This window comes from Hominiventricola filiformis, from assembly GCF_020686965.1.
GTDB classification, from domain to species: domain Bacteria; phylum Bacillota; class Clostridia; order Lachnospirales; family Lachnospiraceae; genus Hominiventricola; species Hominiventricola filiformis.
Window position 1 is genome coordinate 1 of the sequence record NZ_JAJEPS010000014.1, and the last position, 16,812, is coordinate 16,812.

The window sequence follows — 16,812 nt, forward strand, 5'->3', positions numbered from 1 at the left end:
ATGAAATGCTGGTGTACCATACCGATTCCGATATCAATGGCGTCTTTGGGACTGTTAAAATGAACTTCCTTCTCATTAATAAAAATCTGTCCGCTGGTCGGTTTATACAGACCGCAGAGTACGTTCATCATGGTACTCTTTCCAGCTCCGTTCTCTCCTAAGATTGCGTGCACTTCACCTTTGTGTACCGTCAGATTGATGTGGTCATTGGCCATAAAGTCACCAAATTTTTTTACAATGTCTTTCATCTGAATGACAACTTTACTTTCGTCCATGTGGCTCGTTCTTCCCACGTTTCTTCCCTCCTGTTTATGTAAAATCGGCATATCTTCCGTAGACAGGAGAACCCGTGGATTCCCCTCTCTATCGAAGATATGTATCCCGAAAATATCCGTATGTGCCTGCGGGGTCCGCAAATATGCAGACCCCGCGCAGAACACACTGGATATTCAGTTTACAGTCAGAATTAGTCTAACTGATATGCATCAGCACCATATTTAGCTTCGAAGGACTCTTTGTCAGCCGGAACTACCACTTCGCCGCTGACGATTTTCTCTTTTACTTCCTCAACTGCAGTGATAACTTCCGGAGCAATCAGATCCTGGCTCGGAGCAATATCAACACCGCCTGCTGCCAGGTCGAAGGATTTAATGCCGCCTTCAAGAGTTCCGTCGATGAGCTCCTGAACTGCTTCGTATACTGCGTTGTCGACTCTCTTCATAGCGGAAGTCAGGACAGTGTTCGGAGCGATGCTGGACTGGTCAGAGTCAACACCGATTGCATAAACACCTGCCTCCTGGCAAGCCTCAATAACACCAAGTCCAGTAGCACCTGCTGCCTGGAATACGATGTCAGCGCCGTTGGTAATCGCAGTGTTTGCCATGGTCTTACCAGTAGCGGAATCAGCGAAAGAGTTTGCATTGAACTGCTGTACGGTAACGTCCGGATTTGCATCCTTAGCACCTGCATAGTAACCATAACCGAACTGGTTCATGGTCTCGTTGGTCATACCAACTACGAAACCGATATTGTTGGTCTTGGTTGTCAGACCAGCTACATATCCTACCAGATAGGAAGCCTGCTCTGCATGGAAGATAAGGCTGGTTACGTTCGGCAGATCGATGGAAGAATCATCGATGATAGCGAATTTGGTATCCGGGTTAGCTTCTGCTGCTGCTCTCGTTGCATCAGCAAGCATGTAGCCAACGCTGATGATCAGATCATAATCCTCATCAACAAAAGTCTCCAAGTTCGGAGCATAGTCAGCGTCCGTAGCGGATTCCAGATAGTTAACAGTCACACCAAGCTCCTCGCCTGCTCTCTCAAGTCCTTCCCAGGAAGACTGGTTGAAGGAACCATCGTTTACACCACCTACGTCAGTGATCAGACCTACTTTGAACTCAGAAGCATCTTTGGTGTCAGCAGCCTCAGCGCTATCTCCGCTCTCCTCAGTTTTGGTAGTATCTGCAGTATCAGCAGACTTGCTTCCTCCGCAAGCAGTCAGGGATGCCACCATAGCACCAGCTAACAATACAGCCAGCATTTTCTTTTTCATATGTTTCTCTCCTTTTTTTCTTTTTCGGCTATTCACCTTATTTTATAATACCATCAATCTGTGTAAATGAAAAGAAGTATTTTTCAAGTTCTCATCATTTTCCATAATTCATGTTTCACACTGTCATCGGCAAAAGCCACTTCCACCGCATTACACTCTATCCGATAGAATTCCTCCAGTGGGATTCCACAGTGTTTCTGTACCTCTTCCATCTCTCTGGAAAGGGTTGTTCCGCTGACAGTACGGTTATCGGTATTTAATGTTACCAAAAGTCCTTCTTCCAGGAATTCCCTGATGGGATACTGCTCCCAGCTGTTCACTGCATGGGTCTGCAGGTTGCTCACCGGACACATCTCAATACCGGTTCTGTGTCTTCTGCAGACATCCATGATATCTTTCCGTCTGCCCATGGCAATGCCGTGGCCCACTCTCGCAGCACCCAGTTCTACTGCGCCCAGAATGTTCTCTGCTCTTCCGCACTCTCCTGCATGGATGGTATACGGATATTCCAGTTTCTTTGCTTCCTTAAAAAGCTCCACAAACTTTTCCATAGGCCATGCTGCTTCATCTCCTGCCAGATCCGCCGCGCAGACGCCTTCTCCTAAAAATTCCCGGCAACCCTTTAACATGGCAAGGTTCGTCTCCAGATCATGATGCCGCATGGCGCAGACAATGACATTATAAAATGTTCCGCACTGCTCTTTGGCTTCTTTCAATCCGTCCAGCACCGACTCGATCACCGTTCCATAATTCATGTGATCATTTACAGAACAGGTGGGAGCAAACCTCACTTCCACATAGCGGACATTTTCTTTTGCCACATCCAGTAAAAAATTCCTGCTGGCTTTTTTGATGCCCTCCGGCGTCTGCAGACACTGGATTGGCAGGTCAAATTTCTGCAGATATTCCGCCAGATTCTGACAGTCCGTCTGCACCTGCAGTTCTTCCGGCGAAATATCCTTTCCCAGAATTTCCCGCACGCTTGCCAGTGTCAGAGAGCCGTCCAGATGGCAGTGAAGTTCCACTTTCGGCATTTTTAAAATTTCCTGATTCATACTTCTGTTTCCTCTGTTTCTTTCGTCATTTTTTTCTCAGGCTGCCTGGTCGTTCCCAAGATTCCGCTTAACAGTTCCTGAAGGGAAAACACCGATTCCTCCAACATCATGTGCTCCAGCGCTTCCAGATTCGGATCAGAGTGTTCAATCTCTCTGGACAGACGATGCGCAATTTCAATCTGATCATCCAGCGTAAATGTTCTGCCCTTTTCCAGCCAGCGCGCCATATCCAATTCCCGTATCATCCATGTACAGTATACGGCAAATTTCACTTTTGCAAACGCATTTTCATCATAAACAGCCCCGCAGAAATAGGTAAATACAAAATACATCAGAAGCTGCTCATACTCATATTCCCGTTCTTTCATAAACTCACGAAACTTAGAACAGACCTGTCCGTAAGTTTCTGCCGAAAGCTCTTCATACAGCTGATGCTCTGCTTTTTTCAAAAATGCAGTCCACTTCGGATCCAGCACTTCCAAACGGTACATTCTGCGGAACAATGCATGCATTTCATGCTTTGCTTTCGATTCCTGTCCGCGGAAAAGGCGCCATTTTTCCGCCGCTTTTTTCTGAAATACCGGTGTCTGACATCGATTCAGCATATCATCAATCTCATAGAGCCGTCCCTTCCGGATTCGTTTTTCAAGATCATGGGTCACTGCCAGAATCAGTGCCGCACGATCTTCCACCGGCAGTTCCCTGTTCTGAATCACTTCATATAAATAATCCCTGATTTCCTGCAGTTTGGTAAACAAAAAGAAATCAAAGCTTTCATATTCTTCCTCCGGGGTCTCCCTGCAGGAACTTAAGAATGTCACAGGCTCACTGCTGCCCAGAATCATTCTCGCAGCAGCCGGACAGGAAAGAGAGAGGGAAATCTCTCTCAGATTTTCATATTCTTCATAGTGTCTCGGATACCGGGTACAGGTCTTGCAGAGCATTTTCTTTCCTGCTTCCGTATAGATATCACACAGATTTTCCTCATTCAGGAACGAGCATCTTCCTGCATACTGTTCAAAAGATTTCCGTTCCCAGTCGATGGAATTTTTTAGCCGGTTTCCAAAAAATCCGGGATATTTCCGATATTTTTTCAAAGATACCGGGTCAATCATAATCTCCCAGGCCGCACAGCAAGTATCTGTGCACTCCGAGGCAACACATTGAAAATCATAAAAATATGCCGGATACGTATATTCCATCTTCTCTTTCCTCCTTTTTTCTGCTGTTTCCACTAATGTGTCAGAACCTCATAACCATTCTCCATCACAGCTACGGTCACTTCCCACTGCGCGGAAGGCATTCCATCCTCTGTATAAACGGTCCAGCCATTGCTGTCATCCACGAAAAATTCCGGACTTCCCATGTTAATCATCGGTTCAATGGTAAATACCATACCGGGTACCATGATTTCTCCGGTTCCTTTCGGCGATACATAGCTGACAAACGGATCTTCATGGAATTTCAGTCCTACACCATGTCCTCCAATCTGTTCTACCACCGAATAACCCTGGCTCATGGCATACATATGAATCGCATGTCCCATATCTCCCAGCGGTTTCCATGGCTTCACTTCCATCAATCCCACCTGAATGGATTCTTTTGCCACCTGTACCAGACGTTTCTTATCCGCACTCACTTCCCCGATACAAAACATTCTGGATGCATCCGAAAAATAACCGTTGTAGATGGTAGACACATCCACATTGATGATATCTCCTTCTTTCAGAATCTCCTTCTCATTGGGAATACCATGGCAGATAACATTATTTCTGGACGTACACACGCTCTTCGGAAAGCCTTCATAATTCAAAGGCGCCGGAATTGCTCCCATTCTTACAGTTTCCTCATAAACCCAGCGATCGATCTCTTCTGTGGAAATGCCTGCCTGAATATGTGCCTCCACATAATCCAGCACTGCCGTGTTGATCTTTCCACTTTCACGGATTCCCTCGATCTGTTCTACGCTCTTCACGAGCACATTTCCTACTTTCATGACTTTCTTCCTTCTTCTCATGATTCTGCATCTCCTTTTTTCGCCGCAAGTCTCTCTACTTTCCTTGCAAAAGCGGGTCCTATGGTATGTTCATAGAGCGCATAATATTCTTCGAAAGACACGGCTTTTCCATCTGTCAGAAGTTCCATGGGAACCAGAAACAGACAGACTTTAATTCCGGTCTCCTTCATTCCGTTTCTCAAATAAAACTGTTTTCTCCGGATTCTCAGATCCTGTCCAGGACCTTCCGTCTCCGGAAGTTCAATTTCCAGCATAAATCTGCAGTCTTTATAACGCTGCTTTAACAGCTCCAGCGCACAGGAACCAATCTTCTTTCCTCTGTGTCCTGTTTCTACTGCAAAATAATCAAGCAGCACCATATCTTTATAGCGCACAGTAATGGCAAGTCCGAGAAGTTTCTTCTTCTCATGAATCACCAGAAGCTCCATCACACCTTCCCGCGCCTTCTTTCTCATCAGTCGGAATGGTTTCCTTTCACTCTTCGGAAACGCCTGCAGATACAGCTTCTTCATCTGCCGGAGTTCCTTCGGATTCGCTGGTCTGATCTCCATCTCTTATAACTCCTTCTTTATCTATCTTTATTGTATGAGGCTCCATACTCTCCACATGTCTGTTCCATGTTTCTACTTCCTGATGTTCTGTCAGAAGCCTCGTATAATGTGCTTCCTGTCTGGCCGGAACGGCGGTCACTTCCAGATGTTGTTCCTCATCATTCCCGTAAAAATGAAGTTCCGCAAGAATGGTGTCCAGCGTTTTTTCATTAAACCAGTAGTTTCCAAGGCTGTACAGGATTGGCTTTCCATTATAATATTCCATCCCCTGCAGACAGTGGGGATGTGCACCGAGCACCACATCGGCTCCCGCGTCAATCAGCTCTCTGGCTCCCTCGGTCTGAGCAGTTTCCAGCGTTTCACTGTATTCTGTCCCCCAGTGGATATAGGCAATAACAAAATCCGCTTTTTCTTTTGTCTCCTGCACTTTCTGCAGCACCTTCGCCATATCATAACACCGGAACACACCAGGATTGTCCTCGTCTGCTTCCGGTGTCAGAATGTATTTCTCCGCTCTGGTGGCCGATACTACCGCCACCGTATGACCATCTATCTCTGCGTAAAATGGTTCTTCTGCCTCTACTGCGTTTTTTCCTGCCCCTGCATGGGCAATTCCACCAGCATCCAGAATATCCAGAGTGTCCAGAAATGCATCTGTCCCATAATCATAGATATGATTGTTGGCCAGATTGGCAAGATCCACACCCAGTTCTTTCAGTATTTCCACCCGCTCCGGTTTTGCCCGGAATGTATACTTCTTTCCTTCCATGGGCATTCCGCGGTCAGACATACAGAATTCCAGATTGACACAGGTCAGATCTGCCTCCTGCATTCTACGGATCAGCTCCGGATCGATACAGTCATAAATTCCATTTTCCTGCTGCTCATAATATTCCATGGTACTCCAGTTATCTGCCAGATTAATATCTCCGGCAAACGCAACTGTAAAATCATAGGCATGAAGATCCGGTGCTTCCACCTGTTCTTCTGTTCCGGCTTTCTGTTCTGTCTGCTCCCCTTCATCTGTCTCTTCGGTTTCTACTGTTTTCTGACTGATTTCCGCTTTCTGCTCAACAGTCCCGCAGGCTGTCCAGATACTCATACCTGCCAGCAGGAACACTGCCAGCAACACTTTCCGTCTGCTCACTTACTTCATCTCCTCCAGAACCGGAATCACCTGGCTTAAATCCGATGCCACGCCAGTCAGATACTCCTCTGTCTCCGGCATTGGTCCTGCCAAATCCGGCACCATCACCACATGACATCCTGCTCTGTGAGCAGACAGCGCGCCGTTATCTGAATCTTCGATTGCCATGCAGTCCGAAGGTTGTTCCCCGATCTGCTCACAGGCATACAGATATACATCCGGCATTGGTTTTCCGTGCGGTACCGTCGTCGCGCAGACCACCCTGTCGAATTTCTCATAGATTCCAATACTTCTTAAATATTTCTCCGCCCGCTCCGGGTCAGTGGCTGTCGCCACCGCTGTCTTGTAGCCATGACTTTGCAGATAATCAAGCAGTTCATCCACACATGGCTTTTTGTCAATTCCATGCGTTTCAATATAAGCGCTCATCAGTTCTTTTCTCCGTCTCCGGATTTCCTGATAGTCAAATCTTTCACCCATCAGTTCCCGGAAATGAGGGATCGCAAACTCCGCAGCCAGACTCCTGATTCCCAGAAGCTGCTCTTTTGTGAGATCATAGCCTGCTTCCGCTGCCGCCTGCTGCCAGCAGTCAAATAGGTGGCGTTCCGTATCAATCAAAACACCGTCCATATCAAAGATGACCGCACGAATACTCATATACTACTTCCTCCCGCCATACTTCCAGATCATGTCTGCCAGTTCAGGAATTCCTTCTCCTGTTTTTGCTGACATATAGATCCTGTTATCCTGAATCTTCGGAAGCTTGCGCTTTTCTCCATCTTCCGTTTCTTTTAAATCCGCCTTATTGTATACATAAATTACCGGAATATCTCCTGCTCCCAGTTCTTTTAATGTCTCTTCCGTCACTTCTTTCTGATGTCGGCAGGATTCGTCGGAATAATCCAGCACATGCAGCAGAAGATCCGCTTCTCTTGCTTCTTCCAGCGTGGAACGGAATGCCTTTACCAGACCTGTTGGAAGCTGATGGATAAAGCCAACCGTATCAGACAGAAGGAATTCTTTTCCCTGCCCCATATGAATTCTGCGCACTGTAGTATCCAGCGTAGCAAACAGCATATCCTTTTCCAGCACTTTCCTTGAGTCATCCCTGGTGTAACGGTCCAGCATATGATTCATCAGCGTGGATTTTCCGGCATTGGTATATCCCACCAACGCCACTCTGAGAATGCCGCTTCCCTGCCGTCTTCTTCGCTGTGTTTCCCGTTCTTTTGCAATCTGATCCAGTTCACGGCGAAGTTCTGCCATCCGTTTTTCGATTCTCCGACGGTCAAGCTCTAATTTTTTCTCACCAGCTCCTTTATTGGACACACCGCTTCCACCGCCCTGACGGCTCAGTGCCTTATGCATACCGGTAAGACGTGGCAGCACATACTGCAGTCTTGCCGATTCCACCTGGAGTCGTGCTTCTCTGGTTCTCGCCCGCTCCGCAAAGATCTCAAGAATCAGACTGGTACGATCCAGAATCGCGCAGTCCAGAATCTGCTCCAGATTGCGAAGCTGGGACGGAGAAAGGGAGCGGTCAAAAATCACCACATCCACTGGATGCTGTTCCAGATATGCTTTCACTTCCGAAAGCTTTCCTTTTCCCATATACAGGGCTGAATGAGGTCGTTCCATATTTTGGGTAATCTGCCCTTCCACTTCCATATCGCAGGCCACTGCCAGGTTGGCAAGTTCTTCCATGGAGCGGACAAAATCTTCACCATCATTTAATTTTACGCCAAGAAGCAGTGCCCGCTCCTTCGGTTCTTCTCTCATATACTGTCAGTTCCTTTGGTTTTTGTCATATATTCTTTCAGAAATTCATACATCTCGGTTTCCGTAGGCGGACAACCTTTCAGACTGTGGCAGAATCCGGAGGTACAGCTTCCCACACCCAATTCCCCGGTCTTTCCGCGGTATCCCTGTCCAATACAGATCTTTTCATCAAACCCATCAAGCAGGCCTTCCTTATCCAGCATGTCCAGGGCCGGAATCATATAAGCATAGCAGGCACTGCAGGATTCTACTTCCTCTGCCAGTTCCGACAACCGCATCACCCGGTTCTTATCCGCCTGCTGCATGGGATAAAGCGGCTCATTCAGTTCCCGGATCACTGCATTTTCCATATCCGCTGATCCCGCTTCCAGTTCTTCTGCCATACGAATATAAGGTACATCCTGTACTTCATACCCGAGCATTCTGCACACATATGCATCCATAAGCACTGGGTCTGTGCCTGCCATCAGCCGATCCATCTGCACCGGATTTCCGCCATCCTCAAAACTCAGATCCCCACAGATACTGTCCACCAGAATAAAATCCTGATGAATGCCAAGGGCCAGATGAGCAATCGGTCTGTGCAGTCCCTCCGCATGAAATCTTCGCTTCTCTTTATTAGGAAGCAGCCCTTTCATATTTTTCAGGGCACAGGTAATATGTGTCTGACAATGGCCTTTCATGACCGGAACATTGATCATGAAATCTGTTTCCGTGGCGCAGCGACACAGATGCAGTTCCATTCCGCTGCAATTCTTTATTACTGCCGGTTCTTTCTGAGCATCGATGAGCTGCACCCCATATTTTTCTGCCAGAGCAGTATAGCCGCAGACTTCAAAAGATTCCTCTGTCCGGTCACCAACCCAGGAGCCCTCCATAATCCGTAGATTTCGAAATCCATGTTCCTGTAAGTACTGAATCAGGCCCTCTACCACTTCCGGATGGGTTGTTCCTCCATCTTCAGCCGGGACAGGAGCTACCAAATTAGGCTTGATCCCGATGACTTTCTCCCTGTCTCCAATCATCTCTGCCAGATGTGCCTCTTCCAGAAGCTGTCTGGCAAGTGTGGTATAGTTTTTCCCGTAAATAACTAAAATCTCATTTTGTTTCATATTTATCCTAAAAACTTTCCCCGGAGCGATTCTTCTCCGGGGAAATCCTGATCTTTACCGTTTATGCAAGCAGTGCATCTGCCAACGCATTCAGTTCTTCCAAATTTTTCTCACTCATAGTGGACTTGATGGTCACAGTCGGCTCAACCAAAGTGATATTTTTCATTCCTTCCAGATATGCTTTCATCAGTTTTCCTGACATTGGTGCCCAGGAACCATTCTCCACAATGGCTGCCTTTCTGTTCTGGAAATTCTTGATTTTCAGATGATACAGGAAATCTTCCATGCACGGGAAGAGCACTCCATCATAAGTCGGGCATGCCACAACCAGTTTGCTGTACTGATAAGCTTCCGCAATTGCCTCTGCCATATCATCTCTGGAAAGATCGAAGAACTTCACATTCTCTGCACCTTTCTCTTTCAGGATCTCTACAAATTTCAGCATGGCCCTCTTCGTATTTCCATGAATGGAAGCGCATGCAATCACAATACCGTCTTCTTCCGGTTCATAGGAGGACCAGGTCAGATATTTTCCAATATAATATCCCAGATCTTCTTTGAGCACCGGTCCATGAAGCGGGCAAATCATGGCAATATCAAGTGTTGCCGCTTTTTTCAGCAGATTCTGTACCTGTGCACCATATTTTCCTACAATATTAATAAAATATCTTCTTGCCTCATCTGTCCAGTCTTCTTCCACACTCAGTGCACCGAATTTTCCAAATCCGTCGGCAGAAAAAAGAATCTTCTCAGAAGCCTCATAAGTCACCATTACCTCTGGCCAATGTACCATCGGTGCCATAAAAAATGTCAGTGTATGACTTCCAAGAGAAAGGGTATCACCTTCTTTGACAGTTATCGTACGGCCTGTCAGATCAAAATCAAAGAACTGCGGCATCATGCCAAATACTTTTGCATTGCTGACAATCTGCATCTGTGGATATTTCGTACAGATTTTCTGAATGCTTCCTGCGTGGTCCGGCTCCATATGCTGCACAACCAGGTAATCCGGCAGACGGCCTCCCAGTGCCTTTTCTACTTTTTCCAGCCATTCCTCTGTTCTTCTCGGATCTACGGTATCCATAATCGCGATCTTTTCATCCAGAATCACATAGGAATTGTAGGAAACTCCGTTCGGCACATGATACTGACTTTCAAAAAGATCAATATCAAGGTCATCACATCCTACATATAATACGCTATCTGTTACTTTTACATCACTCATGATACATCCTCCATCTATATTGTCATTCTATGCATTAATTATCAGTCTGTTGGCTGGTAATGAATTGCCTCAGTGTTTCGGTAACACTTTTGCAGGTGCGGGCTGCATGTACTTTTACATCCGGTTTTGCATGATCCACTGCATAACTGTTAGGTGTCAGCTCCAACATGGAAATATCATTCTGATTGTCCCCGAATACCATCAGTTCCTCCGGCTTCAGCCCTTTTTCCTTCAGAACTGCCGATAATGCCAGTCCTTTTCCGGAATTTTTCTGAATCATATCAAGCCAGTCATTGCCGCCCCACACAAAATCTGCAAAATCTCCGTATTTTTCATCAAAGAAAGAACGGATACGATCTGCATGCTTCGGAAAATCATAGATATACATGGCGATTTTTACAATCTGATCGTCAATCTCCGAAAGATTCTGAAACATTTCTGTTTTATTTTTCAGCACACGAACCAGCTGATTTTCATACCATTCTGTCCGCGGCTGAATATAGCATGCCTTCGCTCCGGAAAGACAGATATCCGTCTCCGGGAAGCTCATAATGTCCTCTGCAATCGCAATTGCCTTTTCCCGCGGCACTTCCAAAATATACTGCTGCCGCTCCCGTTCCATGGCAAGGGCGCCGTTCTCGCAGACAAATCCTATGCGGTCCGCATAATCAGAAAACAGTCTCCTGACATTGGCATACTGTCGTCCGGTAGCTACATAGAACTGATATCCCTGATCCAGAAGTTCAGAAAGCACTTCAAAAAATCCTGGTTCTATCTCCTGTGTTCCTTCTGGAATCAATGTTCCGTCCAGATCACTGGCAATCAGTTTAATCATCAATTTCTCCTTCTTCAATCATGGTCCGGATCTCCTGCATGCGCTGATCCACACTGCTGATGATATCCGCACACTTTCTCAGTTCACCTACAATCATCTCCGGATTTTTGACATTTTTCTTGTATTTTAATTTATGGTCCACACTGGCCCAGAAATCCATGGCAATCGTGCGGAACTGCACCTCTACACGCATGTTCTTCTTCTGGTCAGACAGGAAAATCGGGGTCTGGATAATCAGGTGCAGACTCCGGTATCCATTTTCCTTTGGATTCTTAATATAGTCTTTTACCTGCAGTACGGTCAGGTCATCCTGCGCTGACAACATACTGGCTAGATAATAAATATCTTCCACAAATGAACAGATAACGCGGATACCCGCCACATCATTCAGCTTATCTTCGATGTTTTCCACAGAAAGTTCATATCCACGACGGTGCATCTTCTCAATGATGCTGGTCGGTTCTTTTACTCTGCTCTTAATGGACTCAAACGGATTACGTTCATGGCGTAGGGAAAATTCATCATTCAATACATTTAACTTCGTCTGAATCTCCCGAATGGCACAGCGATACTGCATAAGCAGCGTCTGAAAAGACTGTGCCTTCAGAAGTATGGACACCTGCTGCTCAGGCGTCATTTCCTTTAGTAACTCAATTCCTTTCTCTGCATCCAGTCTCGACATGGTTGTCACTTGATCTTCCATTTTATTTACCCTCTCTTTATGCACGCTTCCCTACGTGCTCCCCAGTTTTCTGTATAGTTCTTCTCTCCGATCCTTCTTTACCGGAAACTCTTCTCTGTATTTTGTTATATTATTATCAATCTCAAGTAAAAAAATCGCTTCTTCCGGAATCTGCTCATTGCCTGGAACGTTTCTTCGTTTTGCCGGTACAGCAGTTCCATCCGGTGCATAGACGATGCTGTCGCCGGAATAGTACTGTCCGCCCATGCTGCCCGCACAGTTTACCCCTGCGATATATACCTGATTTTCAATGGCTCTGGCACGAAGCAGCGTATCCCAGTGTTCTCTTCGAGCTGACGGCCAGTTGGCAGGCACCACGATAAGTTCTGCGCTCTTCGACAGAATCTGAAATGGTTCCGGAAAGCGCAGATCATAACAGATCTGTACTCCGATCTGAAAATTCCGCAAAGAACATACCGGAAGTGTCCCACCGCCTTTGAAATGCAGGCTTTCCTCTCCATAGCTGAAAGGATGAAGCTTGGCATAATCAAGAAGTTCTCCATCAGCTGATATCATGGAATAATGATTCTCGCAAAACTCCCCTGTATCTTTCACCCAGCCAGTGCCGATAGCTGTATGATAAGCTTCTGCAAGTTTTCTCACCCGGCATACAGTCTCTTTTTCCCTTTCCTTTGTCTTCTCCGTATTCATGGAAAAGCCGGTCAGGCTCATTTCCGGAAGCAGTAAAAGATCAATCCTCGTTCCTGCCAAGTCTTCCAGACAGACTTTCAGTTTTTCCAGATTTGCATCTTTATTTTCCCAGTTGATTTTTAACTGTCCAAGCGCTATTCTCATCACAGAATCGCCTCCTGACCTATTTTAACATGGAAAGTGCGATTTGTCGATTTCCGTTTTGCAACTATGTTCAGTTTATGGTATACTAGCAAAGATTGATATAACTACTAAATCGGAGGAAGTTTTATGGAACATCTGTATATACCAGGAAACTATCAGTCTGAGTTGTCCCTCTATGACACCCAGATTGCCATCAAAACGGTAAAAGATTTTTTTCAGCAGACGCTGGCTGAGCAGCTTTATCTGCTCCGTGTCTCCGCACCGCTGTTCGTTCGCCCGGAATCAGGACTGAACGACAACTTAAACGGCGTGGAGCGCCCGGTATCCTTTGGCATCAAAGAGCAGAATGACCGTCCGGTCGAGATCGTTCACTCTCTTGCAAAATGGAAACGAAATGCGCTGAAACAGTACGGTTTCCACGTAGGCGAAGGCCTTTACACGGACATGAATGCCATCCGCCGCGATGAGATCACTGACAACGTGCATTCCATCTATGTAGATCAGTGGGACTGGGAGAAAATCATCTTGAAACAGGACAGAAATGTGGAATATTTAAAAGAAACTGTCCGTAAAATTTACAAGGCACTGAAAAAAACAGAAAAATACATGGCTATCAAGTATGACTATATTGAGGAGATTCTCCCGAAGGATATTTTCTTCATCACCACTCAGGAGCTTCTGGACCTGTATCCGGACTGCACCCCGAAGGAGCGCGAGGATCGGATTACCCGTGAAAAGGGCGCTGTCTTCCTGATGGAAATCGGAGACAAGCTGACCACCGGCGAACCCCACGACGGCCGTGCACCGGACTATGATGACTGGCACTTAAACGGTGATATCCTGGTATGGTACCCGGTTCTGGGCCATGCTCTGGAGCTGTCCTCCATGGGTATCCGCGTAGACGAGGATTCCCTGGCACGCCAGTTAAAGCTTGCTCACTGTGAGGAGCGCGCAGAGCTTCCGTTCCAGAAAGCCATTCTGGAAAAGCAGCTTCCCTACACCATCGGCGGCGGCATCGGTCAGTCCCGTATCTGTATGTTCTTCCTGCGGAAAGCACATATCGGCGAGGTACAGGTATCCGTATGGCCGGATGAGACCAGAGAAGAAGCTCTGAAGAACGGAGTCGTACTTTTATAACATCTGCCATGCAGTTGAAAGAAGGTTTTTGTATATGAAAGAAAGAATGACCCAGAAAGACAGAGAGAAAATTCAGGCGGAGATTGATCACCGGAAACTGGTGCTCCGTCCCCAGATTCTGGATTCTCTGAAAGAGGCTCGGGCCCAGGGTGATTTAAGCGAGAACTTCGAGTATTATGCTGCCAAGAGAGAAAACGGAGCCAACAACAGCCGTATCCGCTATCTGGAGCGGCTTTTGAAGAACTCCGAGATCGTGGAAGACAATACCACATCCGATGAAGTCGGCCTCAATAAGACCGTTACCGTCTATATCGAAGAGGATGATGAATGCGAGACCTATAAGATCGTCACCAGCATCCGTGGTAATTCCATGAAAAATCTGATCAGTATTGAATCTCCGCTGGGAAAGGCTCTTCTTCACCACCATGTGGGTGACAAAGTCATGATCCCGGTCAGCGCGGATTACAGCTACGAAGTCATGATCCGTGAAATCAAAGATACCAGTGATGAGGAAGATGACGGCATCCGGGCATTTTGATGTCATAAACATTCGCAAATGACAGAACAACAAAAGTGACAGATTGTGAATAAGAACCACAGACGTTCCATTCACAGCTTGTCACTTTTTTCTAACTGATTCCCTCAAAATATCTATCTCATCAACGAAAATGTCCAGGGCCGTCACTTGAAGACATCAATGTCTACCAGGAAACAGCCGTTGGGCATATAGAAACGCCTCTCCCTGTTCTGCCCGCATTTCCTTGCATTCCCTGCAAACTCTTCTGATTTTTGTCTTCAAAATGAGAACATTGGACATATGAATCATCTACATGGCTCTGGCACCCACAACAAGAAGAATTATTGGATGTGCGAAGTCATTCTGCAGCTATCTGCCCGACCGCCACAAATTGTGCCGCGGAAATGTCGAAAAACAGGCGAAAATACTGCTCCGTGCAAGTATATGTGGGTAGAAGCAAACAGAAAAATTGCATCTGCCCAGCCATAGCAAAATAAACTCAGTGTCTTACTAACGAAAGCAGCGACTCTTCAATCCGTTTCACTGACTCTGCTACAAATTTCTTTCTCACTTTTTCATCTGCCAACTGAATGGCTGCGTCATTCATAGCTTTAAAGTCCGGTACTTCCGAACTTTCTTTGACTGAACCGGTGGGAAGATACCGCCAGACGGCCCACCAGGCGGACTGATCTGCTTTTGCAACTTTCAGGATCTGCTCCACGCAGTTTCTCGTCTCCTGATCATAGTCATCCACCTGATTTCCCAGTCCTTCTTTTGAACTGGATGCCGGATCGAATACACAGAATCCGGCAAACAATCGATTATCCACCTCAATGCGAAGCCAGAGCTGATAGGTCCTGATCATGACCGCATCTTTTACAATGTAATTAATTCCCGGATAGGTGGTATATGCATGGTCATAAAAGGTATCCACCTGTGTTTCATATCCATACCAGCCTATGTTCTGCTCCCGTTCCAGATGATATTTCTGCTCCAGCGGTTTCATCTGTGTCACAAACTCTTCCATCACTGAACGCAATACCTGTTTTTTCGCCAGATTCAGAGAATCTGCGATCTGCATGGCCGCCCGCAGGGAATCTGCGGAACCGGCAATCTCCTGTGCTGTCATATCTGTCATATTCTCCCTGGTAATTCCTGTAATCGTTCGAATCGTATCAATAAATTGCGTAAGCAGGGGTTTCATCTCTTCCCTGCTCACATTTCGACACTGTTCCAGCCAGTGTATAATATGCTCCTTAAAGGAAATACAGATCAGATCTGCCTCCGGCACCCGCTCGGTTCCATCAGACAGGCTGTAAGCACTCGGCATGGTTCCAAACCTGGTCAAATAAATAACTTTTGTCTGCGGATCTTTGGCTCTGCTGAACCGATAGTAGTCCAGACACTGCGCCTTCTGCTCACCAGCCAGAATCTTTACTTCCACCGGAAGGAACTGCCCGGCAGTTTCTATGACCAGATCAATCCTGCGATCCTCGTCAATCAAATATTCTGCCGTCACCACTGCATGTTTTACAACATCCGAATTCACCGCCTGCCAATGGAGTACTTCCTTCAAAAAGAGTTCCAGATATACGCTGCCCATTCCATGCTGTCCTCTGGGATTCAGAAGATCCTCCAGCACCCGGCAGATCAGCACTTCTTTCGTCTCAATTCCCAGTACCGAGAACAGGTTATAGGAAGTATTCTGCCTGCACGCAGCGGCAATCTTTTTCACACGCACCAGTAATGTGTCGTCCATCGTTTTTCCTCTACACAGTAATATCCGCAAATTCTCCCTTGCAGGCTTTCTTCAAATCTTCCGGTTTTAATTCCAGCTGGCTTCCAATCCGTCCGCCACTGACAATGATCTTATCGAGATTTTCCGCCGCTGCCGCAATCCGGGTAACAAACTGCTTTTTCATGCCGATGGCGGTACATCCGCCACGGACGTAACCTGTAATACTGTTAATATCTTTCACATGCACCATGGCAAGGGATTTCTCACCTACTTCGCGTGCCGCTTTCTTCAAATCCAGCTCTGCTTCAATGGGCAGCACGAACACAAAATAATTTTTGCTGTTTCCTACGGTTACCAGCGTCTTATATACTTTCTCATGAGGCAGATGAAGCATATCTGCCACCTGAATTCCATCTACAAATTCTTCACACTCATAGGTGTGTGCCTCATACGGAATTTTCATGCGGTCCAGCATCCGCATCGCATTGGTCTTTACTTCTTTTGTCTTGGACATGGTCCCATTCCTCCAGTCTTTTCTATCCCCCAGAGCATAGCACACATCCCTGAAAAAATCCATATCTTATATGGAAACCAGAAAGGAGGGTTC

The 16,812-nt window shown here is 46.5% G+C and carries 18 protein-coding genes; 2 read left to right on the forward strand and 16 right to left on the reverse strand.

Annotation, left to right across the window (positions count from 1 at the left end; all coding sequences use genetic code 11):
• The 14 genes from LKD36_RS12680 to LKD36_RS12745 form a co-directional block, all read right to left on the reverse strand.
• The coding region (locus LKD36_RS12680; protein ID WP_308459849.1) for an ATP-binding cassette domain-containing protein at positions 1-275 on the reverse strand (275 nt) is incomplete at its 3' end.
• Positions 276-466: 191 nt separating this feature from the next.
• On the reverse strand, positions 467-1,555 hold the full coding sequence (locus LKD36_RS12685; RefSeq protein ID WP_308459803.1) for a BMP family lipoprotein: 1,089 nt from the start codon (positions 1,553-1,555) through the stop codon (positions 467-469).
• 83 nt (positions 1,556-1,638) lie between these two features.
• Positions 1,639-2,610 carry an adenosine deaminase gene (gene add / locus LKD36_RS12690; protein ID WP_308459804.1) on the reverse strand — a complete coding sequence of 324 codons (972 nt, stop codon included), beginning with the start codon at positions 2,608-2,610 and terminating at the stop codon, positions 1,639-1,641.
• Complete coding sequence (gene fliB / locus LKD36_RS12695; protein ID WP_308459805.1) at positions 2,607-3,812, reverse strand: flagellin lysine-N-methylase; 1,206 nt, start codon at positions 3,810-3,812, stop codon at positions 2,607-2,609. Before fliB ends, add begins: the two co-directional genes overlap by 4 nt.
• Positions 3,813-3,844: 32 nt before the next feature.
• Positions 3,845-4,627: a type I methionyl aminopeptidase gene (map, locus tag LKD36_RS12700; RefSeq protein ID WP_118769842.1), complete on the reverse strand. Its 783-nt coding sequence runs from the start codon at positions 4,625-4,627 to the stop codon at positions 3,845-3,847.
• Positions 4,624-5,178, reverse strand: a complete 555-nt coding sequence (locus LKD36_RS12705) for a GNAT family N-acetyltransferase (RefSeq protein ID WP_308459806.1) — start codon at positions 5,176-5,178, stop codon at positions 4,624-4,626. Before LKD36_RS12705 ends, map begins: the two co-directional genes overlap by 4 nt.
• On the reverse strand, positions 5,102-6,325 hold the full coding sequence (locus tag LKD36_RS12710) for a CapA family protein (RefSeq protein ID WP_308459807.1): 1,224 nt from the start codon (positions 6,323-6,325) through the stop codon (positions 5,102-5,104). Before LKD36_RS12710 ends, LKD36_RS12705 begins: the two co-directional genes overlap by 77 nt.
• Positions 6,326-6,982 carry an HAD family hydrolase gene (locus tag LKD36_RS12715; protein WP_118769839.1) on the reverse strand — a complete coding sequence of 219 codons (657 nt, stop codon included), beginning with the start codon at positions 6,980-6,982 and terminating at the stop codon, positions 6,326-6,328. It lies immediately after the preceding gene.
• A 3-nt stretch (positions 6,983-6,985) separates the two neighbouring features.
• Entirely contained in the window at positions 6,986-8,104 is a 1,119-nt protein-coding gene (gene hflX, locus LKD36_RS12720) for a GTPase HflX (RefSeq protein ID WP_118769838.1), read from the reverse strand.
• The gene (locus LKD36_RS12725) at positions 8,101-9,216 is read right to left on the reverse strand and encodes a DUF362 domain-containing protein (protein ID WP_308459808.1); all 1,116 of its coding nucleotides are present in this window, start codon (positions 9,214-9,216) and stop codon (positions 8,101-8,103) included. The genes hflX and LKD36_RS12725 overlap by 4 nt, the downstream gene beginning before the upstream one ends.
• Positions 9,217-9,277: 61 nt before the next feature.
• Positions 9,278-10,441: an FprA family A-type flavoprotein gene (locus tag LKD36_RS12730; protein ID WP_308459809.1), complete on the reverse strand. Its 1,164-nt coding sequence runs from the start codon at positions 10,439-10,441 to the stop codon at positions 9,278-9,280.
• A gap of 34 nt (positions 10,442-10,475) precedes the next feature.
• A complete protein-coding gene (locus LKD36_RS12735) occupies positions 10,476-11,276 on the reverse strand; it encodes an HAD family hydrolase (protein WP_308459810.1) in 801 nt (266 codons plus the stop codon).
• A complete protein-coding gene (locus LKD36_RS12740) occupies positions 11,269-11,979 on the reverse strand; it encodes a GTP pyrophosphokinase (RefSeq protein WP_308459811.1) in 711 nt (236 codons plus the stop codon). Before LKD36_RS12740 ends, LKD36_RS12735 begins: the two co-directional genes overlap by 8 nt.
• Positions 11,980-12,009: 30 nt before the next feature.
• Positions 12,010-12,813 carry a nitrilase-related carbon-nitrogen hydrolase gene (locus LKD36_RS12745; protein ID WP_308459850.1) on the reverse strand — a complete coding sequence of 268 codons (804 nt, stop codon included), beginning with the start codon at positions 12,811-12,813 and terminating at the stop codon, positions 12,010-12,012.
• 126 nt (positions 12,814-12,939) lie between these two features.
• On the opposite strand from LKD36_RS12745, the gene asnA reads away from it, so the two are divergent.
• A complete protein-coding gene (gene asnA, locus LKD36_RS12750) occupies positions 12,940-13,950 on the forward strand; it encodes an aspartate--ammonia ligase (RefSeq protein ID WP_118769833.1) in 1,011 nt (336 codons plus the stop codon).
• 34 nt (positions 13,951-13,984) lie between these two features.
• The gene (gene greA / locus LKD36_RS12755) at positions 13,985-14,488 is read left to right on the forward strand and encodes a transcription elongation factor GreA (protein ID WP_308459812.1); all 504 of its coding nucleotides are present in this window, start codon (positions 13,985-13,987) and stop codon (positions 14,486-14,488) included.
• Positions 14,489-14,966: 478 nt separating this feature from the next.
• On the opposite strand, the gene LKD36_RS12760 is transcribed toward greA, so the two are convergent.
• Entirely contained in the window at positions 14,967-16,226 is a 1,260-nt protein-coding gene (locus tag LKD36_RS12760; RefSeq protein ID WP_308459813.1) for a PDDEXK-like family protein, read from the reverse strand.
• 10 nt (positions 16,227-16,236) lie between these two features.
• Positions 16,237-16,719: a Cys-tRNA(Pro) deacylase gene (ybaK, locus tag LKD36_RS12765; RefSeq protein WP_308459814.1), complete on the reverse strand. Its 483-nt coding sequence runs from the start codon at positions 16,717-16,719 to the stop codon at positions 16,237-16,239.
• Positions 16,720-16,812: the final 93 nt, after the last annotated feature.

What these genes read in the sequence shown, in the direction of transcription:
- LKD36_RS12685 (WP_308459803.1), bottom strand. Translation starts at nt 1,555, where the DNA reads ATGAAAAAGAAAATGCTGGCTGTATTGTTAGCTGGTGCTATGGTGGCA.
- add (WP_308459804.1), bottom strand. Translation starts at nt 2,610, where the DNA reads ATGAATCAGGAAATTTTAAAAATGCCGAAAGTGGAACTTCACTGCCAT.
- fliB (WP_308459805.1), bottom strand. Translation starts at nt 3,812, where the DNA reads ATGGAATATACGTATCCGGCATATTTTTATGATTTTCAATGTGTTGCC.
- map (WP_118769842.1), bottom strand. Translation starts at nt 4,627, where the DNA reads ATGAGAAGAAGGAAGAAAGTCATGAAAGTAGGAAATGTGCTCGTGAAG.
- LKD36_RS12705 (WP_308459806.1), bottom strand. Translation starts at nt 5,178, where the DNA reads ATGGAGATCAGACCAGCGAATCCGAAGGAACTCCGGCAGATGAAGAAG.
- LKD36_RS12715 (WP_118769839.1), bottom strand. Translation starts at nt 6,982, where the DNA reads ATGAGTATTCGTGCGGTCATCTTTGATATGGACGGTGTTTTGATTGAT.
- hflX (WP_118769838.1), bottom strand. Translation starts at nt 8,104, where the DNA reads ATGAGAGAAGAACCGAAGGAGCGGGCACTGCTTCTTGGCGTAAAATTA.
- LKD36_RS12725 (WP_308459808.1), bottom strand. Translation starts at nt 9,216, where the DNA reads ATGAAACAAAATGAGATTTTAGTTATTTACGGGAAAAACTATACCACA.
- LKD36_RS12730 (WP_308459809.1), bottom strand. Translation starts at nt 10,441, where the DNA reads ATGAGTGATGTAAAAGTAACAGATAGCGTATTATATGTAGGATGTGAT.
- LKD36_RS12735 (WP_308459810.1), bottom strand. Translation starts at nt 11,276, where the DNA reads ATGATTAAACTGATTGCCAGTGATCTGGACGGAACATTGATTCCAGAA.
- LKD36_RS12740 (WP_308459811.1), bottom strand. Translation starts at nt 11,979, where the DNA reads ATGGAAGATCAAGTGACAACCATGTCGAGACTGGATGCAGAGAAAGGA.
- LKD36_RS12745 (WP_308459850.1), bottom strand. Translation starts at nt 12,813, where the DNA reads ATGAGAATAGCGCTTGGACAGTTAAAAATCAACTGGGAAAATAAAGAT.
- asnA (WP_118769833.1), top strand. Translation starts at nt 12,940, where the DNA reads ATGGAACATCTGTATATACCAGGAAACTATCAGTCTGAGTTGTCCCTC.
- greA (WP_308459812.1), top strand. Translation starts at nt 13,985, where the DNA reads ATGAAAGAAAGAATGACCCAGAAAGACAGAGAGAAAATTCAGGCGGAG.
- LKD36_RS12760 (WP_308459813.1), bottom strand. Translation starts at nt 16,226, where the DNA reads ATGGACGACACATTACTGGTGCGTGTGAAAAAGATTGCCGCTGCGTGC.
- ybaK (WP_308459814.1), bottom strand. Translation starts at nt 16,719, where the DNA reads ATGTCCAAGACAAAAGAAGTAAAGACCAATGCGATGCGGATGCTGGAC.